12 protein-coding genes are annotated in these 20,917 nt (G+C 46.8%); 10 read left to right on the top strand and 2 right to left on the bottom strand.

From position 1 onward, the window contains the following. Window positions 1-103: 103 nt before the first annotated feature. From F3I09_RS10270 to F3I09_RS10250, 5 genes are all read left to right on the top strand, one after another. The gene (locus F3I09_RS10270; RefSeq protein WP_223233202.1) at window positions 104-4,426 is read left to right on the top strand and encodes a glycosyl hydrolase; all 4,323 of its coding nucleotides are present in this window, start codon (window positions 104-106) and stop codon (window positions 4,424-4,426) included. Continuing rightward, window positions 4,423-6,825, top strand: a complete 2,403-nt coding sequence (locus F3I09_RS10265) for a glycoside hydrolase family 2 TIM barrel-domain containing protein (RefSeq protein ID WP_223233201.1) — start codon at window positions 4,423-4,425, stop codon at window positions 6,823-6,825. Before F3I09_RS10270 ends, F3I09_RS10265 begins: the two co-directional genes overlap by 4 nt. A gap of 5 nt (window positions 6,826-6,830) precedes the next feature. Beyond that, a complete protein-coding gene (locus F3I09_RS10260) occupies window positions 6,831-9,602 on the top strand; it encodes a family 78 glycoside hydrolase catalytic domain (protein ID WP_149694960.1) in 2,772 nt (923 codons plus the stop codon). Between the two features lie 304 nt (window positions 9,603-9,906). After that, the gene (locus F3I09_RS10255; protein ID WP_149694959.1) at window positions 9,907-10,887 is read left to right on the top strand and encodes a pectinesterase family protein; all 981 of its coding nucleotides are present in this window, start codon (window positions 9,907-9,909) and stop codon (window positions 10,885-10,887) included. A 92-nt stretch (window positions 10,888-10,979) separates the two neighbouring features. Further along, the gene (locus F3I09_RS10250) at window positions 10,980-12,458 is read left to right on the top strand and encodes a glycosyl hydrolase family 65 protein (RefSeq protein WP_223233200.1); all 1,479 of its coding nucleotides are present in this window, start codon (window positions 10,980-10,982) and stop codon (window positions 12,456-12,458) included. 23 nt (window positions 12,459-12,481) lie between these two features. Here the strand turns inward: F3I09_RS10250 and F3I09_RS10245 are convergent, their stop codons facing one another. After that, the gene (locus tag F3I09_RS10245; RefSeq protein ID WP_149694957.1) at window positions 12,482-13,180 is read right to left on the bottom strand and encodes a nucleotidyl transferase AbiEii/AbiGii toxin family protein; all 699 of its coding nucleotides are present in this window, start codon (window positions 13,178-13,180) and stop codon (window positions 12,482-12,484) included. Continuing rightward, window positions 13,173-13,703 carry a hypothetical protein gene (locus F3I09_RS10240; RefSeq protein ID WP_149694956.1) on the bottom strand — a complete coding sequence of 177 codons (531 nt, stop codon included), beginning with the start codon at window positions 13,701-13,703 and terminating at the stop codon, window positions 13,173-13,175. The genes F3I09_RS10245 and F3I09_RS10240 overlap by 8 nt, the downstream gene beginning before the upstream one ends. A 151-nt stretch (window positions 13,704-13,854) precedes the next feature. On the opposite strand from F3I09_RS10240, the gene bglX reads away from it, so the two are divergent. From bglX to hisB, 5 genes are all read left to right on the top strand, one after another. Then, window positions 13,855-16,110, top strand: a complete 2,256-nt coding sequence (bglX, locus tag F3I09_RS10235; protein ID WP_149694955.1) for a beta-glucosidase BglX — start codon at window positions 13,855-13,857, stop codon at window positions 16,108-16,110. A 225-nt stretch (window positions 16,111-16,335) separates the two neighbouring features. Beyond that, a complete protein-coding gene (hisG, locus tag F3I09_RS10230; RefSeq protein WP_149694954.1) occupies window positions 16,336-17,190 on the top strand; it encodes an ATP phosphoribosyltransferase in 855 nt (284 codons plus the stop codon). Between the two features lie 67 nt (window positions 17,191-17,257). Beyond that, window positions 17,258-18,547, top strand: coding sequence for a histidinol dehydrogenase (hisD, locus tag F3I09_RS10225; RefSeq protein WP_149694953.1), 1,290 nt, complete (start codon window positions 17,258-17,260; stop codon window positions 18,545-18,547). Window positions 18,548-18,559: 12 nt separating this feature from the next. Then, a complete protein-coding gene (hisC, locus tag F3I09_RS10220) occupies window positions 18,560-19,609 on the top strand; it encodes a histidinol-phosphate transaminase (protein WP_188133757.1) in 1,050 nt (349 codons plus the stop codon). A 52-nt stretch (window positions 19,610-19,661) separates the two neighbouring features. Next, window positions 19,662-20,798 carry a bifunctional histidinol-phosphatase/imidazoleglycerol-phosphate dehydratase HisB gene (hisB, locus tag F3I09_RS10215; RefSeq protein WP_149694951.1) on the top strand — a complete coding sequence of 379 codons (1,137 nt, stop codon included), beginning with the start codon at window positions 19,662-19,664 and terminating at the stop codon, window positions 20,796-20,798. Window positions 20,799-20,917 lie beyond the last annotated feature (119 nt).

Genomic DNA, 20,917 nt, shown 5'->3' with positions numbered 1-20,917 from the left:
AAATGAATATTAGTCAACCCATAGATGCTTGCATGGCATCCGTACGATTTTTATGAAGCGATATTTCTTTCTGATCATTTTTTGTATTTCTGTAAAAGCTGGTATGGCACAGGATCAATACCTGGACAGCATATTCAGGCAACCTCCTGCCAGTGCGAAGCCCTGGGTGTTCTGGTACTGGATGCATGCCAGTGTGAGCCGTGCGGGGATCACCGCCGATCTGGAAGCAATGAAGGAAGCAGGCATTGGAGGTGCATATCTGATGCCTATTAAAGGAAAAGCGAACCCGCCTTTTATCAATCCGCCGGTAGAACAGTTAAGTCCTGCCTGGTGGGATATGGTACGCTTTGCACATAGTGAGGCCGGGAGACTGGGGCTGCAGCTGGGAATGCATGTAAGTGATGGTTTTGCTTTGGCCGGAGGTCCCTGGATCACACCGGAATTATCTATGCAGAAAGTAGTATGGACAGCTACCTCAGTAAAAGGGAACACTGTATTCAATGACACTTTACCTCAACCCGAAACTAACGAAAAGTACTACAGAGACATTGCTGTGCTGGCATTCCCTTCCTTACCGGTAGATAAACAAACGCCTGTTGTAAGTACCAGTCAACCAGGCGTTAATGGTCAGTTCCTCACTGTGCCCGCGAATAAGGAAAGTTTCCGCAGCCAGGACCCTTGCTGGATCCAGTATGCGTATGAACGGCCTTTCACCTGTTATGCAGTGACAGTACGTACTAATGGTAATAATTACCAGGCGCACCGCCTGCGTATTTCAGTAAGCGATAATGGAATTGATTTCAGGCCCGCCGCTAAGCTCGATGCTCCGCGCCACGGCTGGCAGGATACTGACGCGCCAGTTACACATGCTATTACGCCGGTAACGGCCCGTTTCTTCCGCTTTTCTTACGATAAGGAAGGATCGGAGCCTGGGGCGGAAGACCTGGATGCCGCCAAATGGAAGCAAAGTCTGAAGATAACAGGACTGCTCCTTTCAGATCAGCCGCGTATTCACCAGTTTGAAGGTAAGAGTGGCGCTGTATGGCGCATCAGCCCTTATACCACAACACAACAGATCCCTGATAAAGATTGTATTCCCCTTGATAAAATAGCAGATCTCACTGCGCTGGTGGACACAAAAGGTAAACTTCACTGGAAAGCGCCTGCGGGTAACTGGACAATTCTGCGCATAGGGCATACCTCTACAGGGCATACCAATGCTACCGGTGGCGTAGGCGCGGGACTGGAATGTGACAAGTTTAATAGTGCCGCAGTACGTGTACAGTTTGATCACTGGTTTGGAGAAACTGTCCGCAGGATAGGGCCACAACTGGCAGACAGCGTATTGAAGGTTTTTCATGTGGACAGCTGGGAATGTGGTAGTCAGAACTGGTCATCCCATTTCAGGGAAGAGTTTAGCAAGCGTCGTGGTTATGATCTCTTGCGTTATCTGCCGGCCATGGCAGGATATCCTGTACAGAACACACAAACAGCTGAATACTTCCTGCACGATGTAAGAACTACGATCACGGAATTAGTAAAACAGCACTTTTATGATACGCTGGCAGCATTAGCACATGCACATGGATGTACGTTCAGTGCAGAAAGTGTAGCACCTACTATGACCGGAGATGGCATGCAGCATTATCAGTCAGCCGATATCCCGATGGGAGAATACTGGTTGAGAAGCCCTACGCATGATAAACCCAATGATATGCTGGACGCTATTTCCGGAGCGCATATATACGGCAAACAGATCGTGCAGGCAGAGGCATTTACAGAATTGCGTATGCGCTGGGATGAATATCCTGGTATGCTGAAGACACTGGCTGACCGCAATTATGCATTAGGAATTAATAAACTGGTGTACCATGTGTTTGCACATAACCCCTGGACAGATCAGCGTCCTGGTATGACACTGGATGGCATAGGTCTCTATTTTCAGCGTAACCAGACCTGGTGGAAACCAGGCAGGGCATGGGTATCCTATGCACAGCGCTGTCAGGCCTTATTGCAGCAGGGACGTCCGGTGGCAGATGTTGCAGTATTCACCGGAGAAGAGATACCACGCAGGGCAGTATTGCCTGAAAGATTGATAAGCGTATTACCTGGTCTTTTCGGGGATAGCATGGTCTATATGGAATCGCAGCGTATGGCCAACAGGGGTGGTCCTTTGCAGGAAATGCCTGCTGGGGTGACTGCTTCTGCGAATATTACAGATCCTGCTGTTTGGGTGGATGCATTGCATGGATACAATTATGATTCATTTAATAAAGATGCCTTATTGCGGCTCGCAACAGTGAAGAACGGCAATATCGTGTTGCCGGGAGGAGCCATATACCGGCTGCTGGTGTTGCCCGGTACGATGGCTATGTCTCCTGAAGGCAATTTATTATCCCGCGAAACGGTATTCCATCTCAGAAGATTACTGAATGAAGGAGCAACTATACTAGTGAACGGGCCTGTCAGATCTCTCGAAGCACCGGATAGTGTTATCACTTTAGGTAATGAAGGTGTGATACAAGGTCCCTGGAAAGCAGCTTCATTTGATGTAATAGGATTGTTGCCGGACCTGCTGGTGAAAGAACCATCAGGTAAAAGAGCTAAGGCTATTGCATGGACACATCGCAGCTCCCCTGACTATGATATTTATTTTGTGTCTAATCAGGCGGAGATGGAACGCATGGTGAATATGTCTTTCCGTACAACCGGCAGGTTGCCCGAATTGTGGGACCCGGTAACAGGTGAACAGCGTATGGCTACAGACTGGGCATTGCAGGATGGGCGTACAAACCTGCAATTGCAATTATCAGCTAATGGTAGCATTTTTATTGTCTTTCGTAAAGCAACAGGAGCAAAGGAAATGCATAGGGCAGTTAACTGGCAGATGTTGGAAACCATAGGAACATTGAATGGTCAATGGGAAGTGAAGTTTGATACAACGGCAGGTGGTCCTGAAGCTCCGCTTATGTTCAATGAGCTGACAGACTGGACGAAGCATGCTTCTCCGCAGATACGTTATTATTCAGGTACAGCAACATACAAGCAAAGTTTTGAATGGTCCCTGGACAAGCAGGATACTTTATCCCGCGTCTTCCTTGATCTGGGGCGTGTAGCCAATATGGCAGAGGTTACCGTGAATGGTATCAACTGTGGTGTAGCATGGACGTATCCTTACCGTGTGGATATCACACCAGGCTTACGTGAAGGAAAGAATGAATTATCTGTCGCTGTAACAAATACCTGGGCTAACCGCCTGATCGGGGATACTGCTTTGCCGGTGGCACAGCGTATTACACATACTACTGCTCCCTTACGTCTGCAGAATGTTCCGTTGCTGGAAGCGGGATTGTTAGGGCCGGTACAGCTGCAGCGGGAGAAGATGATGACTGTTGACCGTGTGCCTGCAACCATAATGGAGAAAATCTATCATGAGATTAAAACGCCTTACAAGTACGGCATGGTGATGACTCCGCCGGATGACAGTAAGAAGCTGGATTGCCCCAGCATATTCCGTAAGGGAGGGAAATGGTATATGGTATATATCATGTATGATGGCCGCGGGTATGAAACATGGCTGGCGGTAAGCAAAGACCTGCTCCACTGGAAGACAAAAGGAAAAATGATGTCATTTGCTGATAGCACCACTTTGTGGGATGTGAATCAGCGGGCAGGGTATATTTCCCTACAGGATTATGAGTGGGGTGGTAACTACAAATGGCAGTCGTTCAGGAATAAACATTGGATGACATATATCGGTGGCGCCAGGACAGGATATGAACAGGGCCTGTTATCTATCGGTATTGCTAACACCCCTAAAAAGACCACTAAGCCGCATGAGTGGTATCGCTTTGATAAACCTGCCTTAATGGCGACAGATAGCAATGCTGGCTGGTGGGAGAATAACACCATTTACAAAAGCTCTGTAATATGGGATAAGACAAAAACTACAGGTTATCCTTTTGTGATGTACTACAATGCCAAAGGGGATAGTCTGAATCCTAAGCGGGGAAAGGAACGTATTGGTATGGCGGTATCTGATGATATGGAACACTGGAAAAGATATTTCAATCAGCCTGTGTTGGACCATTATACCGGTATTACCGGAGATGCCGTGATACAGCGTATGCATAATGTATGGGTGATGTTTTATTTCGGTGCATTCTGGAAGAACAGACCTACAGCCTTTAATCGCTTCGCCTGTTCTTACGACCTGGTACACTGGTCTGACTGGTATGGGGAAGACCTGATCAATTCAACAGAAGATTATGATGGCCGCTTTGCCCATAAGTCTTTTGTTATTTCTTACAAGGGAGTTGTCTATCATTTCTATTGTGCGGTCAATAAGAAAGACCAACGTGGTATTGCAGTAGCAACTTCCAAAGATCTTGGTAAAAGCACACTTAATTTCACGAAAGATAAATGATGATGAGCCGTCTGCTGATAGGATTATTCACTTGTTTGCTGTGCAGTACGAAGCTGACAGCACAACGTGTACAGTTGTTTGACGATAACTGGCTTTTCTGGCGGGGCGCTGCACAGGGAGCAGAAGATACTTTATTCAATGATGCCGACTGGCGTAAGGTATCATTACCACATGACTGGAGTATTGAAGACCTGCCCGGAACTGTTTCTCCTTTTAATAAGGGGGCGCTCAGCCAGGTGAGTGGCGGATTTACTACCGGAGGCAGTGGCTGGTACCGCAAGCATTTTGTTATGCCTGTTGGGCAACATGGTAAGCGCATCATCATTCAGTTTGATGGTGTGTATATGAATGCGCAGGTGTGGATCAATGGAAAGAAACTGGGTAAACATCCTTACGGGTATACTGCTTTCTGGTATGATGTTACGCCGCATGTAAGATTTGGAAAGGAGAACCTGTTGGTAGTAAAGGTAAGGAATGAAGGAGAGAACAGTCGCTGGTATGCAGGATCGGGTATTTACCGGCATGTGTGGCTCAAAGCGTTGGAACCGGTGCATGTGGCTCAATGGGGTACTTATATTACTACGCCCCTGGTGAATAACAGTGCAGCAACAGTCAACGTCAATACAACATTACAGAATGAAACAGGGGCAGCTGTCACTGCTACTGTGGTTACACGCTTGTCAGATGAAAAAGGGAAAGTGGTGGCAGAACATAAGGGGCAGCAACAGGTACAGGCAGGGAAGGATACGGTACTGCAACAACTTATTACAGTGAAATCTCCCGCGCTTTGGTCTGTTGAGTCGCCGGTATTGTATAAAGCCATCTCACAGATATATGTTGGTGATCAGCTGAAGGATAGTATTACTACCTCCTTTGGTATCCGCACAATTGCCGTGGATGCACAAAAAGGCTTTCAGCTTAATGGTAAAACAATCAAGCTGAAAGGAGGTTGTGTGCATCATGATAACGGGCCATTGGGCGCAAAGGCATATGACAGGGCAGAAGAGCGTAAAGTCTCATTGCTGAAGGCCAGTGGGTACAATGCGATCCGCTGTTCACACAACCCGCCTTCACCTGCTTTCCTAGATGCCTGTGATCGCTTAGGTATGCTGGTGATAGATGAGGCTTTTGATACCTGGAAGGATGGTAAGAATCCGGAGGACTACCACCTGTATTTTGATGACTGGTGGAAACGTGATATAGAAAGCATGGTATATCGTGACCGTAATCATCCCTCCATCATTATGTGGAGCACAGGAAATGAGATCCCTCATCGTGAGAAGCCGGAAGTAGCAAAGGTAGCGGGTATGCTGCGGGATCATATCCGCAGTATAGATACAACACGTTTCATTACCTGCGGTGTAAATGGTATTGCCCCGGATAAGGATGCTTTCTTATCAACACTGGACATTGCCGGTTATAACTATGCCCGTGATCAATACGTGAAAGACCATGAACGCGTTCCACAGCGCGTGATGATGGCTACAGAATCTTTTGCCATAGAAGCTTATGATTACTGGATGGCTGTTGCAGATCATCCCTGGGTGATTGGTGATTTTGTCTGGACGGCTTTTGATTATATCGGGGAGGCCAGTATTGGATGGTTGGGATATATGCAACATCAGGGTTTTTATCCCTGGAATCTGGCTTATTGTGGTGATATTGATATCTGCGGATGGAAACGTCCGCAGTCATACTACCGTGATGTACTTTGGAAACCTGATCAGATCTCTCTCTTTGTAAAACCACCAAAGCCTTCTTTTGATACAAATACCCATAAAGTAGAATGGAGTCACTGGGAATGGTATGACGCCCGGGATAGCTGGAACTGGGAAGGTTATGAAGGAAAGCCGCTGGAAGTATCAGTATATACTTCCTATGAAGAAGCGGAGCTATTTCTGAACGGCGTTTCTTTAGGCCGCAGAAAAGCAGGCAGGGAGAATCGTTTTATGGCGGTATGGCAGGTGCCTTATTCCCCGGGAAAACTAACAGCAACTGGGTATAAAGGCAAACAGAAATCTCCAGTTGCCATATTGTCCACAGCGGGGAAGGCTGCACAGATAAAGCTGACGGCCGACAGGCAGCAAATCATTGCTGATGGGCAGGACCTGAGTTATGTGACTGTTGAGCTGACCGATGCAGATGGTAACAGGTTGCCCAATGCAGATGATCTGGTAAAATTTGAGATCGTTGGTCCCGGTTCCATCGCAGGTGTAGGTAATGCCAATCCAATGAGTGTTGAGAGTTATCAATTGCCACAACGTAAAGCCTGGCAGGGTAGGTGTCTGGCTATCATAAAGGCAGACAAAGCTGCAGGGAATATCACTTTACAGGTTACAGCAGCCGGTTTGCCAGCGGCGCAACTAACCATTACATCGACATCAGCGCATAAAGAATGATAAGCATGAGATTGTGTATCATAGTGCTATTCCTCTCATTATCCATGAAAGGGTGGGGCCAGGAATTGCAGACCGTTAACCTGAGTACTGATCATAAGATAGATCCTATAGGTACTTCCCTTACTCCTACATTCAGCTGGGAAATAACTGCTTCCCAAAGAGGATGCATGCAGACGATGTTCCAGATACAGTTAACTGAGGATAGTACATTGACCGGAACGAAAGATACAAGCGCCCGTATTGGTACTTCGCAGTCTTATAACATAGACGCTCATCTTGTGAACCGCTCCATACTGCCTGCACATAAATATTACTGGAGGGTGCGTGTATGGGATAATCATGGTAATGTGTCATCGTGGAGTGCTGCAGCGGCTTTTACAACAGCCCTTGCCAGCCGGCAGGACTGGGGACAGGCGCAGTGGATAGGTTATGAGGATATTCCAGATTCCATGCGTGTAGTGCCCGGCGTACATAGCGGCGGTGATAAGTTCTATGAGAAACATAAAGCCCGTCAGCGTCCGGTGGTGCCATTGTTCCGTAAGGAGTTCCCGGGTGGCGATCATATTAAGAGCGCTTTACTCTTCATCAGCGGGCTTGGTCAGTACGAAGTGAACCTAAACGGGGAGAAACTGGGAAACAGCTTCCTCGCGCCCGGTTGGACCGATTATGATGAAACAGTATTGTACAACACCTATGATGTAACAGATAAGGTAAAAGCAGGTGGAAATGTATTGGGGGTAATTGTAGGAAACGGATTCTTCAATGTGAATAAAGAGCGCTATAAGAAATTGTCTATTGCTTATGGCATGCCCAGGATGATCTGCAAACTGATAATTACCTATGCAAATGGAACGGTTAAGAATATTGTTTCCGGGGAAGACTGGAAAACAGCGCCGTCTCCCGTTACGTTTGCCAGCATCTATGGTGGAGAGGACTATGATGCCCAGCTGGAACAAAAAGGATGGGACCAGCCTTCTTTCGATGATGCACACTGGAAACAGGCCATCATTGTAAAAGCAACAGAAAGAAGATTGGAACCAGAGCTGGACCATCCTGTAAAGGTGATGGAAGTACTGCCTGCAAAAACGGTCACACAACCCCAGCCAGGTGTGTACATGTATGATTTTGGCCAGAATGCATCAGGTATCGTGGAGCTGAAAGTAAAAGGTAAAAAAGGACAGATGGTAAAACTGATACCTGCTGAATTACTGAATGCCAGTAAGCTATCCAATCAAAAAGCCACGGGCTCTCCTTATTACTTCTCCTATACGTTAAAGGGAGACGGAGAAGAGATCTGGCGCCCACGTTTCACCTATTATGGTTTCCGTTATGTGCAGGTGGAAGGCGCTGCGCCTGATACTGCATCCAATGCATCGCTGCCTGCGATCACTCAACTGAATTTTCTGCATACCCGCAATGCCGCTCCTGCCACTGGTAGTTTCTCCTGCGCAAATCAGCTGTTTAACAAGATCCATACCCTGATACAGTGGGCTATTAAAAGCAATCTGCAAAGTGTGGCAACGGACTGTCCGCACAGGGAAAAACTGAGCTGGCTGGAACAGGATTACCTGATGGGGAATTCTATCCAATATAATTATAACATCTCCCTGTTATACCGGAAGTTGCTGGATGATATGCGGGAGGCGCAGACTGATAGTGGGCTGGTGCCTGATATAGCGCCTGAGTATGTTTTCTTTGATGATAAAGGTTTTGGTTTCAGGGATTCTCCGGAATGGGGAAGCGCCTGTGTCATACTGCCCTGGCAATTGTATAAATGGTATGGAGATACAGGAATCATCCGCAAGGCTTATCCTACTGCCAGCAAATATGTAAAGTACCTGCAATCAAAAGCTGTTAATAACATTCTTTCCCATGGCCTGGGAGACTGGTATGACAATGGTCCTCAACGTCCGGGAGTAACGCAGCTGACGCCGAAAGCCCTGACGGCTATGGCTATTTACTATTACGATCTTGTATTGTTGTCGAAGATGGGAAGTATGAGTGGGGATCCGGAAGGAGCAAAAAGAGCCGCTGCATTGGCTGTCAAAGTGAAAAAGGCATTCAATAAACAGTTCTTTAACCCAACAACAAAAGTGTATGCAACAGGCAGCCAGACGGCTATGGCGATGCCTCTATGTGTGGGATTGGTAAATGCGCAGTACGGGAAGGCTGTTTTCAGGAACCTGGTGGATTCCATTGTGCAGAACGGCAAAAAGCTCACGGCGGGGGATATTGGTTTTCATTTCCTGGTGCAGGCTTTACAGGAAGGAGGCGCTTCTCAGTTATTGTATGAGATGAATAACCGGGATGATGTACCGGGGTATGGTTTCCAGCTGGCAAAAGGAGCCACGGCCCTGACAGAATCCTGGGCTGCCCTGGAACGGGTGTCAAATAATCACCTGATGCTGGGGCATCTGATGGAATGGTTTTATACCGGATTGGGAGGGATCACCCAGCAGGATCATTCTATTGCTTATAAAGAGGCGATTATACGGCCGGAAATTGTGGGTGATATCTCTTGGGTTAAAACTTCCTATAAAACGGTTTTTGGGGCTGTAATTAGTGAATGGGAGAAAAAGGCAGGCGAGTTGACTTTTCATATCGTCATTCCTCCTAATAGCAGTGCATTGATCAAATTACCAGCTGCGAAAGGTCAGCAGGTAATGCAGGGCGGGCAAGTTGTTGATAAGCAAAAAGATGTGAAGGTGAAGGGGTATGAGGATGGGCGAATTATATTAACGGCTGGGTCTGGTGACTACCGGTTTGTAGTGAAATAGGCGTTTTTAAGGGCCCGGAAAGCCTTAAGGTAGTATAGAGATTCAGTGGAGGCTATAGCCTATAGGCTCCTTACTATAGCATTATAGGCACTGTTCTATAGCGAACGCTATACAATAGCAGGTGTAATGCAGGACTATAGCGCCTATAGATATGAATCTGCAGTATAGTCGAAGCGAATCTCTAGCGAAAGTCTGACCGGGGATGCACCGGTAACGATTGCGTAAATAAAAAGGCCGGCTTTCTTTTTCAACCGCACAGATTTTTATAGTTTGTTCCGTCAGCTGTATGACTAAATTCCTTGTTATGAAGAAATATGTTCATCTTATTTCCGTACTGCTTTTACTGTTGTCTGTCTGCGTGCATGCGCAGGATACACGTAAACGACTTGTGGTAGCCCAGGATGGTTCCGGTGATTATCGCTCGATCCAGGAAGCGGTGAATGCCGTACGGGATTTTACGTATTTCCGTGTTACTATCTTTATCCGGAAAGGGGTGTATCATGAGAAATTGTGTATCCCTTCCTGGAAATGCAGCATCACTTTAGAGGGTGAAGACCGGGACAGTACCATCATCACCAACAGTGATTACTGGGGAAAGCCCTATCCTGGTAAGGATGCGTCTGGCAGAGATAAGTTCGGCACATTTACCTCTTATACAGTATTGATAGCGGGAGATGATATCATAGCTGAAAACCTGACCTTTGAAAATGCCGCTGGTCCGGTGGGACAGGCGGTAGCACTGCATGTGGAAGGTGACCGTTGTGTCTTCCATAATTGTCGTCTGTTGGGTAACCAGGATACGCTGTATGCGGGTAGGGCGGATAGTAGACAGTATTATAAAGATTGTTATATCACGGGCACCACTGACTTCATTTTTGGTGCAGCTACCGTATGGTTCGAAGGCTGTACTATCCACAGTAAAAGAGATTCTTACATTACCGCTGCTTCTACAACAGAACGGCAGTCATATGGTTTTGTATTCAGTCATTGCACATTAACGGCAGATACAATTGCGAAAAAGGTTTACCTGGGCCGTCCATGGCGTCCCTATGCCTCTACTGTGTTCATGCATAGTACACTGGGAGCACATATTCTGCCCCAGGGCTGGCATAACTGGGACAAAGTGGAGAATGAAAAGACGGCCAGGTATGCGGAATATGAGAACACCGGTGATGGTGCGGTTAGCCGTCAACGAGTAGGCTGGTCGAAACAACTGAGCGCGAAGGATGCGAAAAATATCACACTCACTAAAGTATTAGGCAATTGGGATCCTTTAAAACAATAGCAGCGATATGTATTTTTTTTCCGTTACATCTTTTGGGACAGCGGGGAAATGATGGTAATAGATCAGGTGTTGATCCGTCAACGAGACAGTATGTGTTGGAGAATACACTGAAAAAGTATACCGACCGTTTTAACAGCCTTGATTCGGAATATGTAGTCAACTATGTGAGTAATGCAAAGGCATTCGACTGGCTGAAAACAAATGTGCCATTATTAGAATGCCCTGACAGTATCATTGAGCAAACCTATTATTATCGCTGGTGGACATTCCGTAAGCATCTGAAAGAGACACCTGATGGATTTATCTTCACTGAATTTATTACACCTGTTAAACATGCGGGTCGGTACAATGCCTTGAGCTGTGCATTCGGGCATCATGTCTATGAAGGAAGATGGCTGCGAAACGGGCAATATATCGATCAGTATATCCAATACTGGTATCTGAAAGATGCGCAGCAGAAATCTCCCCGTTTCCATCAGTTCAGCAGCTGGGCGGCAGACGCAGTATACAACCGTTTCCTTGTAGATAGGGACAGTAGTTTTGTGACGGCCCTGCTGCCATATATGGATAAGGATTACCGTTTGTGGGAGCAGGAAAAACGACTATCCAATGGCCTGTTCTGGCAGTTCGATGTGAAAGATGGTATGGAAGAATCCATCAGTGGCGCCCGTAGGGAAAAGCATACACGCCCTACCATCAGCAGTTATATGTATGGCAATGCCAATGCACTTGCGAAGATTGCTGTTATGGCGGGGAATGATACGCTGCAGCAAAGATATATAGCTGATGCAGCGAAGATAAGGCAACTGGTGCAGGATCAGCTGTGGGATGATACGGCCGCTTTTTTCAAAGTAAGACAGGCAATAAAAGGTAGTGATGAAACCCATTTCTCCAATGCGAGGGAGGAGATAGGCTTTATTCCCTGGTATTTTAATTTACCTGCGGATAAATCCAGGTATGCCAAAGCCTGGGAACAGGTTACTGATACCAGCGGTTTCGATGCGGGCTGGGGGCTTACTACTGCTGAAAGACGGCATCCTGCTTTCCGCTCACATGGTAGTGGTGGCTGTGAATGGGATGGCGCGATCTGGCCTTTCGCTACTACACAAACATTAAAGGGATTAGCACACCTGCTGACTGATTATAAACATCATGATGGGATGTCGCCGGCTGTGTATTATCGCGCATTACAGGTATATGCTCAGTCACATCAGAAAAATGGGAAACCCTACCTGGGAGAATACCAGGATGAACGCACTGGCTACTGGCTAAAAGGAGATGATCCGAGAAGTAGTTATTATAATCATTCAGGATTTTGTGACCTGGTGATCAATGATCTGATAGGATTGAAGCCGCGTGCTGACAATAATCTGGAATTACGTCCGCTTATTCCGGAAGGGCTGTGGGACTGGTTTATGCTGGAAGGAGTGCCTTATCATGGGAAGCTGGTAACGGTGAGATGGGATAAGACGGGAGAGCGATATAAAGCGGGGAAGGGGCTGAAGGTGTTTGTGGATGGGAGAGAGGTGTATAGTGGGGGGCGGTTGAAGCGGGTGGTGGTGTGGTTGTAGAAAAGGTAAATATATTCATTTATCTATGTTTTTAGTACCAGATTCAAGCCTGCTGCTATCTTTGCTATCAGCTTTTCCGGGCTTGCGCCATATCTGGCACTTTCCATGTGGCAGTATAATGCTTCTTCGAAATCCGGATGTTGGAGAAGTTCTGAAAGTTCCTGGCTGAGATATTCTCTAACGGATTCGGGGCCACTCAAAAGTTGTTCATCGAAATCTTTACAGTTCTCAAAGACATACACCATATCCTCAAAATCCCGGCTTGTTCGTAATTCATTGGCCCCTCTTGATTTATGGGCTTCCCATTTCGATGCCAGAAAGTATGGGAGGGAGAAAATTTGAATTTCTGTCTCGTGATCCAGGTTGTAGGGAATTGCATGCCGGAAGCCATCGGCATACCATCTATTACTGAACCCAAGGGCTTGTGATGTAATAGGCATGATATCTACAATAATCCCCTGTGCTTTATAGCGACAAATTACACCTGATTCTATATCGTTGACAACTCCCAATTTTCTCAGCTTTTCCTCCATTTGAGAATGATCTGCGTAAGATGCTACCTCTGTTACAACATCCACATCATCAGTTGGACGGATACTTTCGACTAGTGCCTTCTGTGTTGAATATAAGGACACAGTTGCACCACCGACAAATACACAAGGTTGGTTGAGTCCTTTCAGAATATTAGCAACTGCTTTGATACGAACAATATTTTCATGCATGACGTGTATCGAATTTTTCTTTCAGCAAGTTAAGGGCAATTTCTTTCTCCCGAACTTTTCCTAGACGCATTGTGTCTACCAGAGCAAATAATTCGTATAGTTCGGGATCCCTGAGGGCCGCTTTTACTGCATTAGGATATAATGGAATAATGGATTCCCCTCTGGCTTGACCTTCGAGATAAGGCCAGACAACCATTTCGCTTGATTGATTTGTCATTAAGTGTTTGGACATAACAGGAGATGAAAATGCTGTCGGTATGCCTACAGCAATCGCACCTTTTATGGCGGGAAAAACATGAGGCAGTCCATACCGGATGAATTCAAGGAATGTTTTTCGCATAACTTTTCTCTTAGACGGGTCAATAAGTTCTGCAAGAGTGGACCTTTGTAAGGAATAACTTATTTCCGCTGGGCTTAGAAGCAAGGCTTCTGCAATATCTTTATTCATCCAATTGGAAGGAGATATGATTATTTTTAACAATACGGCAATGTCTTGCGGCCGCATTCCATTATGCTGATTCATATTCTAAAGATAATGAATTCATGATTCATGAATTGTGAATTATATCTGTATTTCAAATAACGTTTTAGGGTCAATAGAACAAACCATGGCGTTACCCCTTTGAATTTATTCCCTACCTTAGTCCCCTCTTGTAAACCTTAAAAACACAGTTATGAAAAACCCGAAGCGCTTGCTGGTAGCATCTTTGCTGCTGGCTGCCCTCAGCGTGAAGGCACAAAATACGAAGCAAACCTTCGTCAGCAATCTGATCAAACGCATGACCCTGGAAGAAAAGATAGGACAGCTGAACCTGCTCACCAGCGATATGGATGTAACGGGCCCTTTTATGAAGCCGGGATATAAAAAAGATATTGAAGCCGGTTTGTGCGGCTCGATCTTCAATGCGTACACTCCTCAGTATACCCGCCAGTTGCAGGAGATGGCCATGAAGACCAGGCTGAAAATACCGCTGTTATTCGGGTACGACGTCATACACGGACATAAGACGATTTTCCCTATTCCATTGGGGGAAGCCTGTACCTGGGATATGGCCCTGCTGGAACAGAGTGCCAGGATCGCTGCACAGGAAGCGAGCGCTGATGGGTTACACTGGACATATTCCCCGATGGTGGATATTGCCCGTGATCCCCGCTGGGGTCGTGTAGCGGAAGGTGTAGGAGAAGATACCTGGTATGGCACCCAGGTAGCAAAGGCTAAGGTAAAAGGTTACCAGGGATCAGACCTGTCTGCCAACAACACCATCCTGGCCTGTGTGAAACACTTCGCTTTATATGGCGCCATCGAGGCGGGCCGTGATTATAACACCGTGGATATGAGCCGCAGGCAGATGTACCAGTATTATCTGCCGCCTTATAAGGCAGCCGTAGACGCCGGAGTAGCCACTGTCATGACATCTTTTAATGAAATTGATGGTACGCCTGCCACTGCCAATAAATGGTTGCTGACAGACCTGCTGCGGAAGGACTGGGGATTTAAAGGCTTCGTGGTAACAGACTATACCGCTATCAATGAAATGATTTCCCATGGCAATGTAAAGGATGAATATGAGGCCGGCGCAGCTGCCCTGAATGCCGGTGTGGATATGGATATGCAGGGAGGTGTTTTTGCGGGTCAGCTAAAAAAGCTGCTGAAAGACGGAAAAGTAACCCAGAAAGAGATCGACAGCGCTGTATATCGTATTCTGGCGGCAAAATATGACCTGGGTCTCTTCCAGGACCCATTTAAGTATTGTGATACTACCAGGGCGGGAAAAGAGATTATGTCTTCAGCGAACCTGGCCACCGCCCAAAAAATAGCAGAACGCTCTATCGTGCTGCTGAAGAATGAAAACCAGCTGCTGCCCCTGAAAAAGGACGCGAAGATCGCATTGATCGGGCCCCTGGCCAACAGTCAGCGTGACATGATCGGCAACTGGTCGGCGGCAGGGGATTATAGCAAGGCTGTAACTATACTGGAGGCGCTGAAACAACGTTCTGCCAATGTGCAGTACCTGCCGGGAGCCCATTATACTGCGGATACCACTTTACTGAAGAGAGCTACACAGAAATCAAGACTGGAAGCGGCGGATACAACTGATAGTCAGCAGATGCTGGCGGCAGCGGTGGACCTGGCCAAACAGTCAGATATTGTCGTGATGGCATTGGGAGAATCCCAGGGAATGACGGGAGAGGCGGCCAGCAGGTCCAATATCAGTATTCCGGAGAACCAGCAGCAGCTGCTGAAGGCAGTATACGCCACCGGTAAACCCGTAGTGCTCGTGCTGATGAATGGCCGCCCGATGACGCTGGAATGGGAAGATGCCCATATCCCGGCTATCCTGGAAACATGGTTCCTGGGTACCCGGGCGGGTAATGCTATTAGTTCCGTGCTGTTTGGCGATTATAACCCGGCAGGTAAGCTGACAATGAGCTTCCCGCGGAATGTAGGTCAGATACCGATATACTATAATCATAAGAACACCGGCCGCCCGCTGAACCCAAATAATAAATACTCCACCAAATACCTCGATACGGAGAATGAACCGCTGTATCCTTTTGGCTATGGGCTGAGCTATACAAAGTTCACCTATGGCGATTTAAAGCTGAACAAACAGCAGATCACAGCCGCAGACAAGCTGCAGGTGAGCATACCGGTAACTAACAGTGGTAACTACGACGGGGAAGAGGTGGTACAGCTCTATATCAGGGACCTGGTAGGATCAGTAACCCGGCCAGTAAAGGAACTGAAAGCCTATAAAAAGATCTCCCTGGCCAAGGGAGAAACCCGAACTGTGACGTTTGACATTTCTTTGGAAGACCTGAAGTTCTACGATAAAGACATGCGCTGGAAGGCAGAACCAGGCGATTTTACTGTATTTGTAGGTACTAATAGCAGGGATGTCCAATCAGCAGGGTTTACATTAAAATAATGGTGGATAAAGCAAAAATTAGTTTGATTATTCAAAATTGTTATTACCTTCGCATCGTTATTTCAAATTATGAACATTAACGTACATACACATCATCACCATCATTTCTTACCACGCAGGTAGGCTGGGATGATTTTATGTATTACATAATAAGATATTAAAACATCATCAGGGGCTTACCAAACGGTAAGCCCCTTTTTGTTTTCACCGAACATTGTCAAAAACATGAAACTGAGAATTGCCATTCAGAAATCCGGTCGCTTACACGACGACTCTATCAAACTGTTGAAAGAATGTGGTATCGACATCAACAACGGTGTTAACAAGCTGAAAACGGAAGCCAGCAATTTCCCGCTGGAGGTCTTCTTCCTGCGTGATGATGATATCCCGCAATACGTGGAAGATGGTGTGGCAGATATCGGTATTGTTGGTGAAAATGTGATCCTGGAAAAGAACCGTCCCGTGAAGATTGCGGAGAAACTGGGATTTGGCAAATGCCGCCTCTCTCTGGCAGTGCCAAAATCTGTAGAGTATAACAGTGTGAAGGATATGGACAAACTGCGTATCGCCACCAGCTATCCGGTAATATTGCAGAACTTCCTGAATGAGCATAACATCACCGCTGAGATCCATGAGATCAGTGGTTCCGTGGAGATCGCTCCCGGTATCGGATTGGCAGACGCTATCTGTGACCTGGTAAGCAGTGGTTCAACATTGTTCATGAACGGTCTGAAGGAAGTGGAAGTGATCCTGAAATCTGAAGCGGCACTAATCAGTAATGACAACCTCCTGCCGGAGCAGGAAGTGTTGCTGCAGAAACTGTTGTTCCGCATCCAGGCAGTAAAGAAAGCAAAGAATAATAAATATGTGCTGTTGAACGCACCGAATGATAAACTGAAGGAGATCATCGCTCTCCTGCCGGGTATGAAGAGTCCTACAGTACTGCCACTGGCGGAAGAGGGATGGAGTTCTGTGCATTCCGTGCTGAATGAAAATGCTTTCTGGGATATTATTGAAAGTCTGAAAGCAGCTGGTGCACAAGGTATCCTCGTAGTGCCAATTGAAAAGATGATCATATAACGAGGATCATTGCATTCGTCACTGATCATTCGTTATTCATAATAGTCCAACCGTAATTGATTATACCATGCTTGTATTCGAATATCCAGAACGTGCACAATGGCCGGCATTACTCCAACGTCCGGTTTTAGATACAACAGCGCTGGAAACCAGCGTAGGCAATATCCTCGAAGCGGTAAAGCAGGAAGGGGATGCCGCAGTGCGCAGATATGCGCAGCAGTTTGACAAAGTACAATTAGATGCACTGGAGGTTACTCCTGCAGAATTTGCACACGCCAACAATGTGGTGGATGCAGGTCTTAAAAAAGCGATCCTTCAGGCGAAACATAATATAGAAGTCTTTCACAAAGCCCAGCAGGAACAAAGCCGGATCATAGAAACTATGCCGGGAGTACAATGCTGGCGTAAGCCGGTAGCTATCGAAAAAGTAGGCCTGTATATACCCGGAGGTTCTGCTCCACTATTCTCTACTATTCTCATGCTGGGTATACCGGCCATGATCGCAGGTTGTAAAGAGATCATCCTGTGTACGCCATCCAATGCCGCCGGAGAAGTGCATCCTGCGGTATTATTCGCTGCACAGGAAGTAGGAGTTGAGCGTGTTTTCAAAATAGGCGGTGTACAGGCGATCGGTTCAATGGCTTTTGGTACAGAAAGTGTACCACGTGTACATAAGATCTTTGGTCCGGGGAACCAGTATGTAACCTGTGCAAAACAGCTTGTTAATAAAAGCGGTATAGCGATTGACATGCCAGCCGGGCCATCCGAAGTTGCCATACTCGCTGACGAGACCTGTGTGCCAGCCTTCGTAGCTGCTGACCTTCTTTCACAGGCTGAACATGGTCCTGATAGCCAGGTACTGCTGGTAACAACAGCACCCGAGATCATCAAGGCAGTACAGCAGGAAGTTGCCGGTCAGCTGGCGCAATTGCCACGTAAGGATATTGCAGCGCTTGCGTTAGAGAATAGCCGGATCATCCTCGTAAAAGATACGTCTGAAGCGATGGAGCTGCTGAATGCATATGCTCCTGAACACCTGATCGTAGCCTGTAAAGATGATATCACTATCGCTGATGCGGTAGTGAATGCAGGTTCTGTATTCCTCGGGAATTATTCACCGGAAAGTGCGGGTGACTATGCTTCCGGAACCAATCACACATTGCCAACGAATGGTTATGCAACTGCATACAGTGGCGTGTCTCTCGATAGCTTCGTAAAGAAGATCACCTTCCAGCGCCTCACGCAGGAAGGACTACAGCAGATCGGAGCCACCATCGAAACAATGGCTGCCGCAGAAGGCCTGGACGCTCATAAGAATGCAGTGACTGTCCGCCTGAAACAAAAGACTCAACTATAAAATCTGTTATCAATGTTCGATCTTAATAGCTTACTACGCGACAATATAAAACGCCTGGTACCTTACTCCACCGCCAGGGATGAATTCAAAGGAGAGGCTTCCATTTTCCTTGATGCCAACGAAAATAGTTTCGGCTCCCCGCTGCCGGTGGCTTATAACCGCTATCCCGATCCTATGCAGTGGAAAGTGAAATATAAACTGGCAGATATCAAAGGTGTACCGCCACAGAATATCTTCCTCGGCAATGGTAGTGATGAAGTGATAGATGTATTATACCGTTCATTCTGTCGCCCGGGTATTGATAACGTGGTATTGTTTCCGCCAACCTATGGTATGTATGAAGTGAGCGCCAATATCAATGATGTGATTGTACGTAAGGTATCGCTGACACCCGACTACCAGATTGATATGGCTGCTTTGCAGGAAGCTGTAGACGAGCGTACAAAGCTGATCTTCATCTGCTCTCCCAATAATCCTACCGGCAACTCGATCAATCGTTCCGACATTGAAATGATCCTGAATAATTTTGACGGTATCGTTGTAATTGATGAAGCATATATCAACTTCGCGCGTCAGAAGACATTCATTCCTGAACTGACAGAATATCCTAATCTCGTTGTCATGCAGACCCTCTCCAAAGCATGGGGACTGGCGGCATTGCGCGTGGGAATGGCTTTCGCCGGAGAAGAGATCATCAACGTACTGAATAAGGTAAAACCACCATACAACATCAACCAGGCAGCGCAGGACCTCGTGCTGGAAGCGCTTGATAACATCATCCAGGTGAATGAATGGATCAAGGATACCGTAGTGGAAAGAGATAAACTGGCTGCTTCGCTGATCAATCTGCCACAGGTACTGGAAGTGTATCCGAGTGATGCGAACTTCCTGCTGGCTAAGACAGTGGATGCAAAAGGTATTTACAACTACCTGGTGGAAAGAGGTATCATCGTACGAGACCGTTCCAAAGTAGAATTGTGTAATGGCTGCTTACGTATCACTGTAGGTACGCCGGAGGAGAATATCACTTTGCTGGAAACTATCGCGGAGGTTACTGTATAATCATATAACAAACAGTTCGCCACTGTTTACAACATAACAACACATAGCTACAATGAAAAGAGTGCTCTTCATAGACAGGGATGGTACCATTATCAAAGAAGTCCCGCCTACATACCAGATCGACAGCCTTGAAAAGGTAGAATTCTATCCAAAGGTGTTTACTTACCTTTCCCGCATTGCTGCGGAACTGGACTATGAGCTGGTAATGGTGACCAATCAGGATGGCCTGGGTACTGCCAGCTTTCCTGAAGCAGACTTCTGGCCAGCGCAGAACTTCATTGTGCGGACTTTTGAAAATGAAGGGGTCGTTTTTAAAGCGGCACATATTGACCGCTCTTTCCCTCATGAGAATGCGCCTACCCGCAAGCCTGGTACAGGCATGCTGATGCAATATTTCTCAGCTGAATATGACCTGGCGAATTCAATCGTGATCGGTGACCGTATCACAGATGTGCAGCTGGCGAAGAATCTTGGTGCTAAGGCTATCTGGATGAATGAAGGTACCGGTTTGGGTAGTGCGGAGGTCAATGCTGATGCGCAGGCATTGAAAGAGGTGATCGTGCTGGAATCTACTGACTGGGAGAAGATCTATGAGTTCCTGAAATTAGGTTTGCGTACAGTTTCACATACGCGGACTACTAAAGAAACCGACATCTTCATTAGCTTGAACCTGGATGGTACGGGCAAGGCTGATATCAGCACCGGTCTGGGATTCTTTGATCATATGCTGGATCAGATTGCCCGTCACGGTAGTATTGATCTGACCATCAAGGCTAAAGGTGATCTGCATATTGATGAGCATCATACCATTGAGGATGTGGGGATTGCTTTGGGAGAGGCAATGGCGCAAGGACTGGCTGATAAGAGAGGTATCGAGCGCTACGGTTTCTGTTTGCCGATGGATGACTGTCTGGCGCAGGCTGCGATTGATTTTGGTGGTAGGAACTGGATTGTGTGGGATGCGAAGTTTAGCCGCGAGAAAATAGGGGAGATGCCGACGGAGATGTTCTTCCATTTCTTTAAATCTTTCTCTGATGCGGCGAAGTGTAATTTGAATATTAAGGCTGAGGGGGAGAATGAGCATCATAAGATCGAGGCGATCTTTAAGACGTTTGCGAAGGCGATAAAAATGGCGGTGAAGAGGAATCCGGCGAATATGCAGTTGCCGAGTACTAAAGGCGTGCTGTGATTTTGCTACCTGGCTGCCAGGTTCGGGGGCTATCAGGATATTGGATAAGGTTTTCGTTTTTTTCCGCAAGTAGCGTGCGGTTAAAGTATGGGCCTGCGGTCGGCGCCTCTCTGGGGATT

Source organism: Chitinophaga sp. CF418 (genome assembly GCF_900142925.1).
Taxonomy (GTDB): domain Bacteria; phylum Bacteroidota; class Bacteroidia; order Chitinophagales; family Chitinophagaceae; genus Chitinophaga.
The sequence above is the reverse complement of the archived record's forward strand: the minus strand, read 5'-3'. Positions and strand labels throughout refer to the sequence as shown.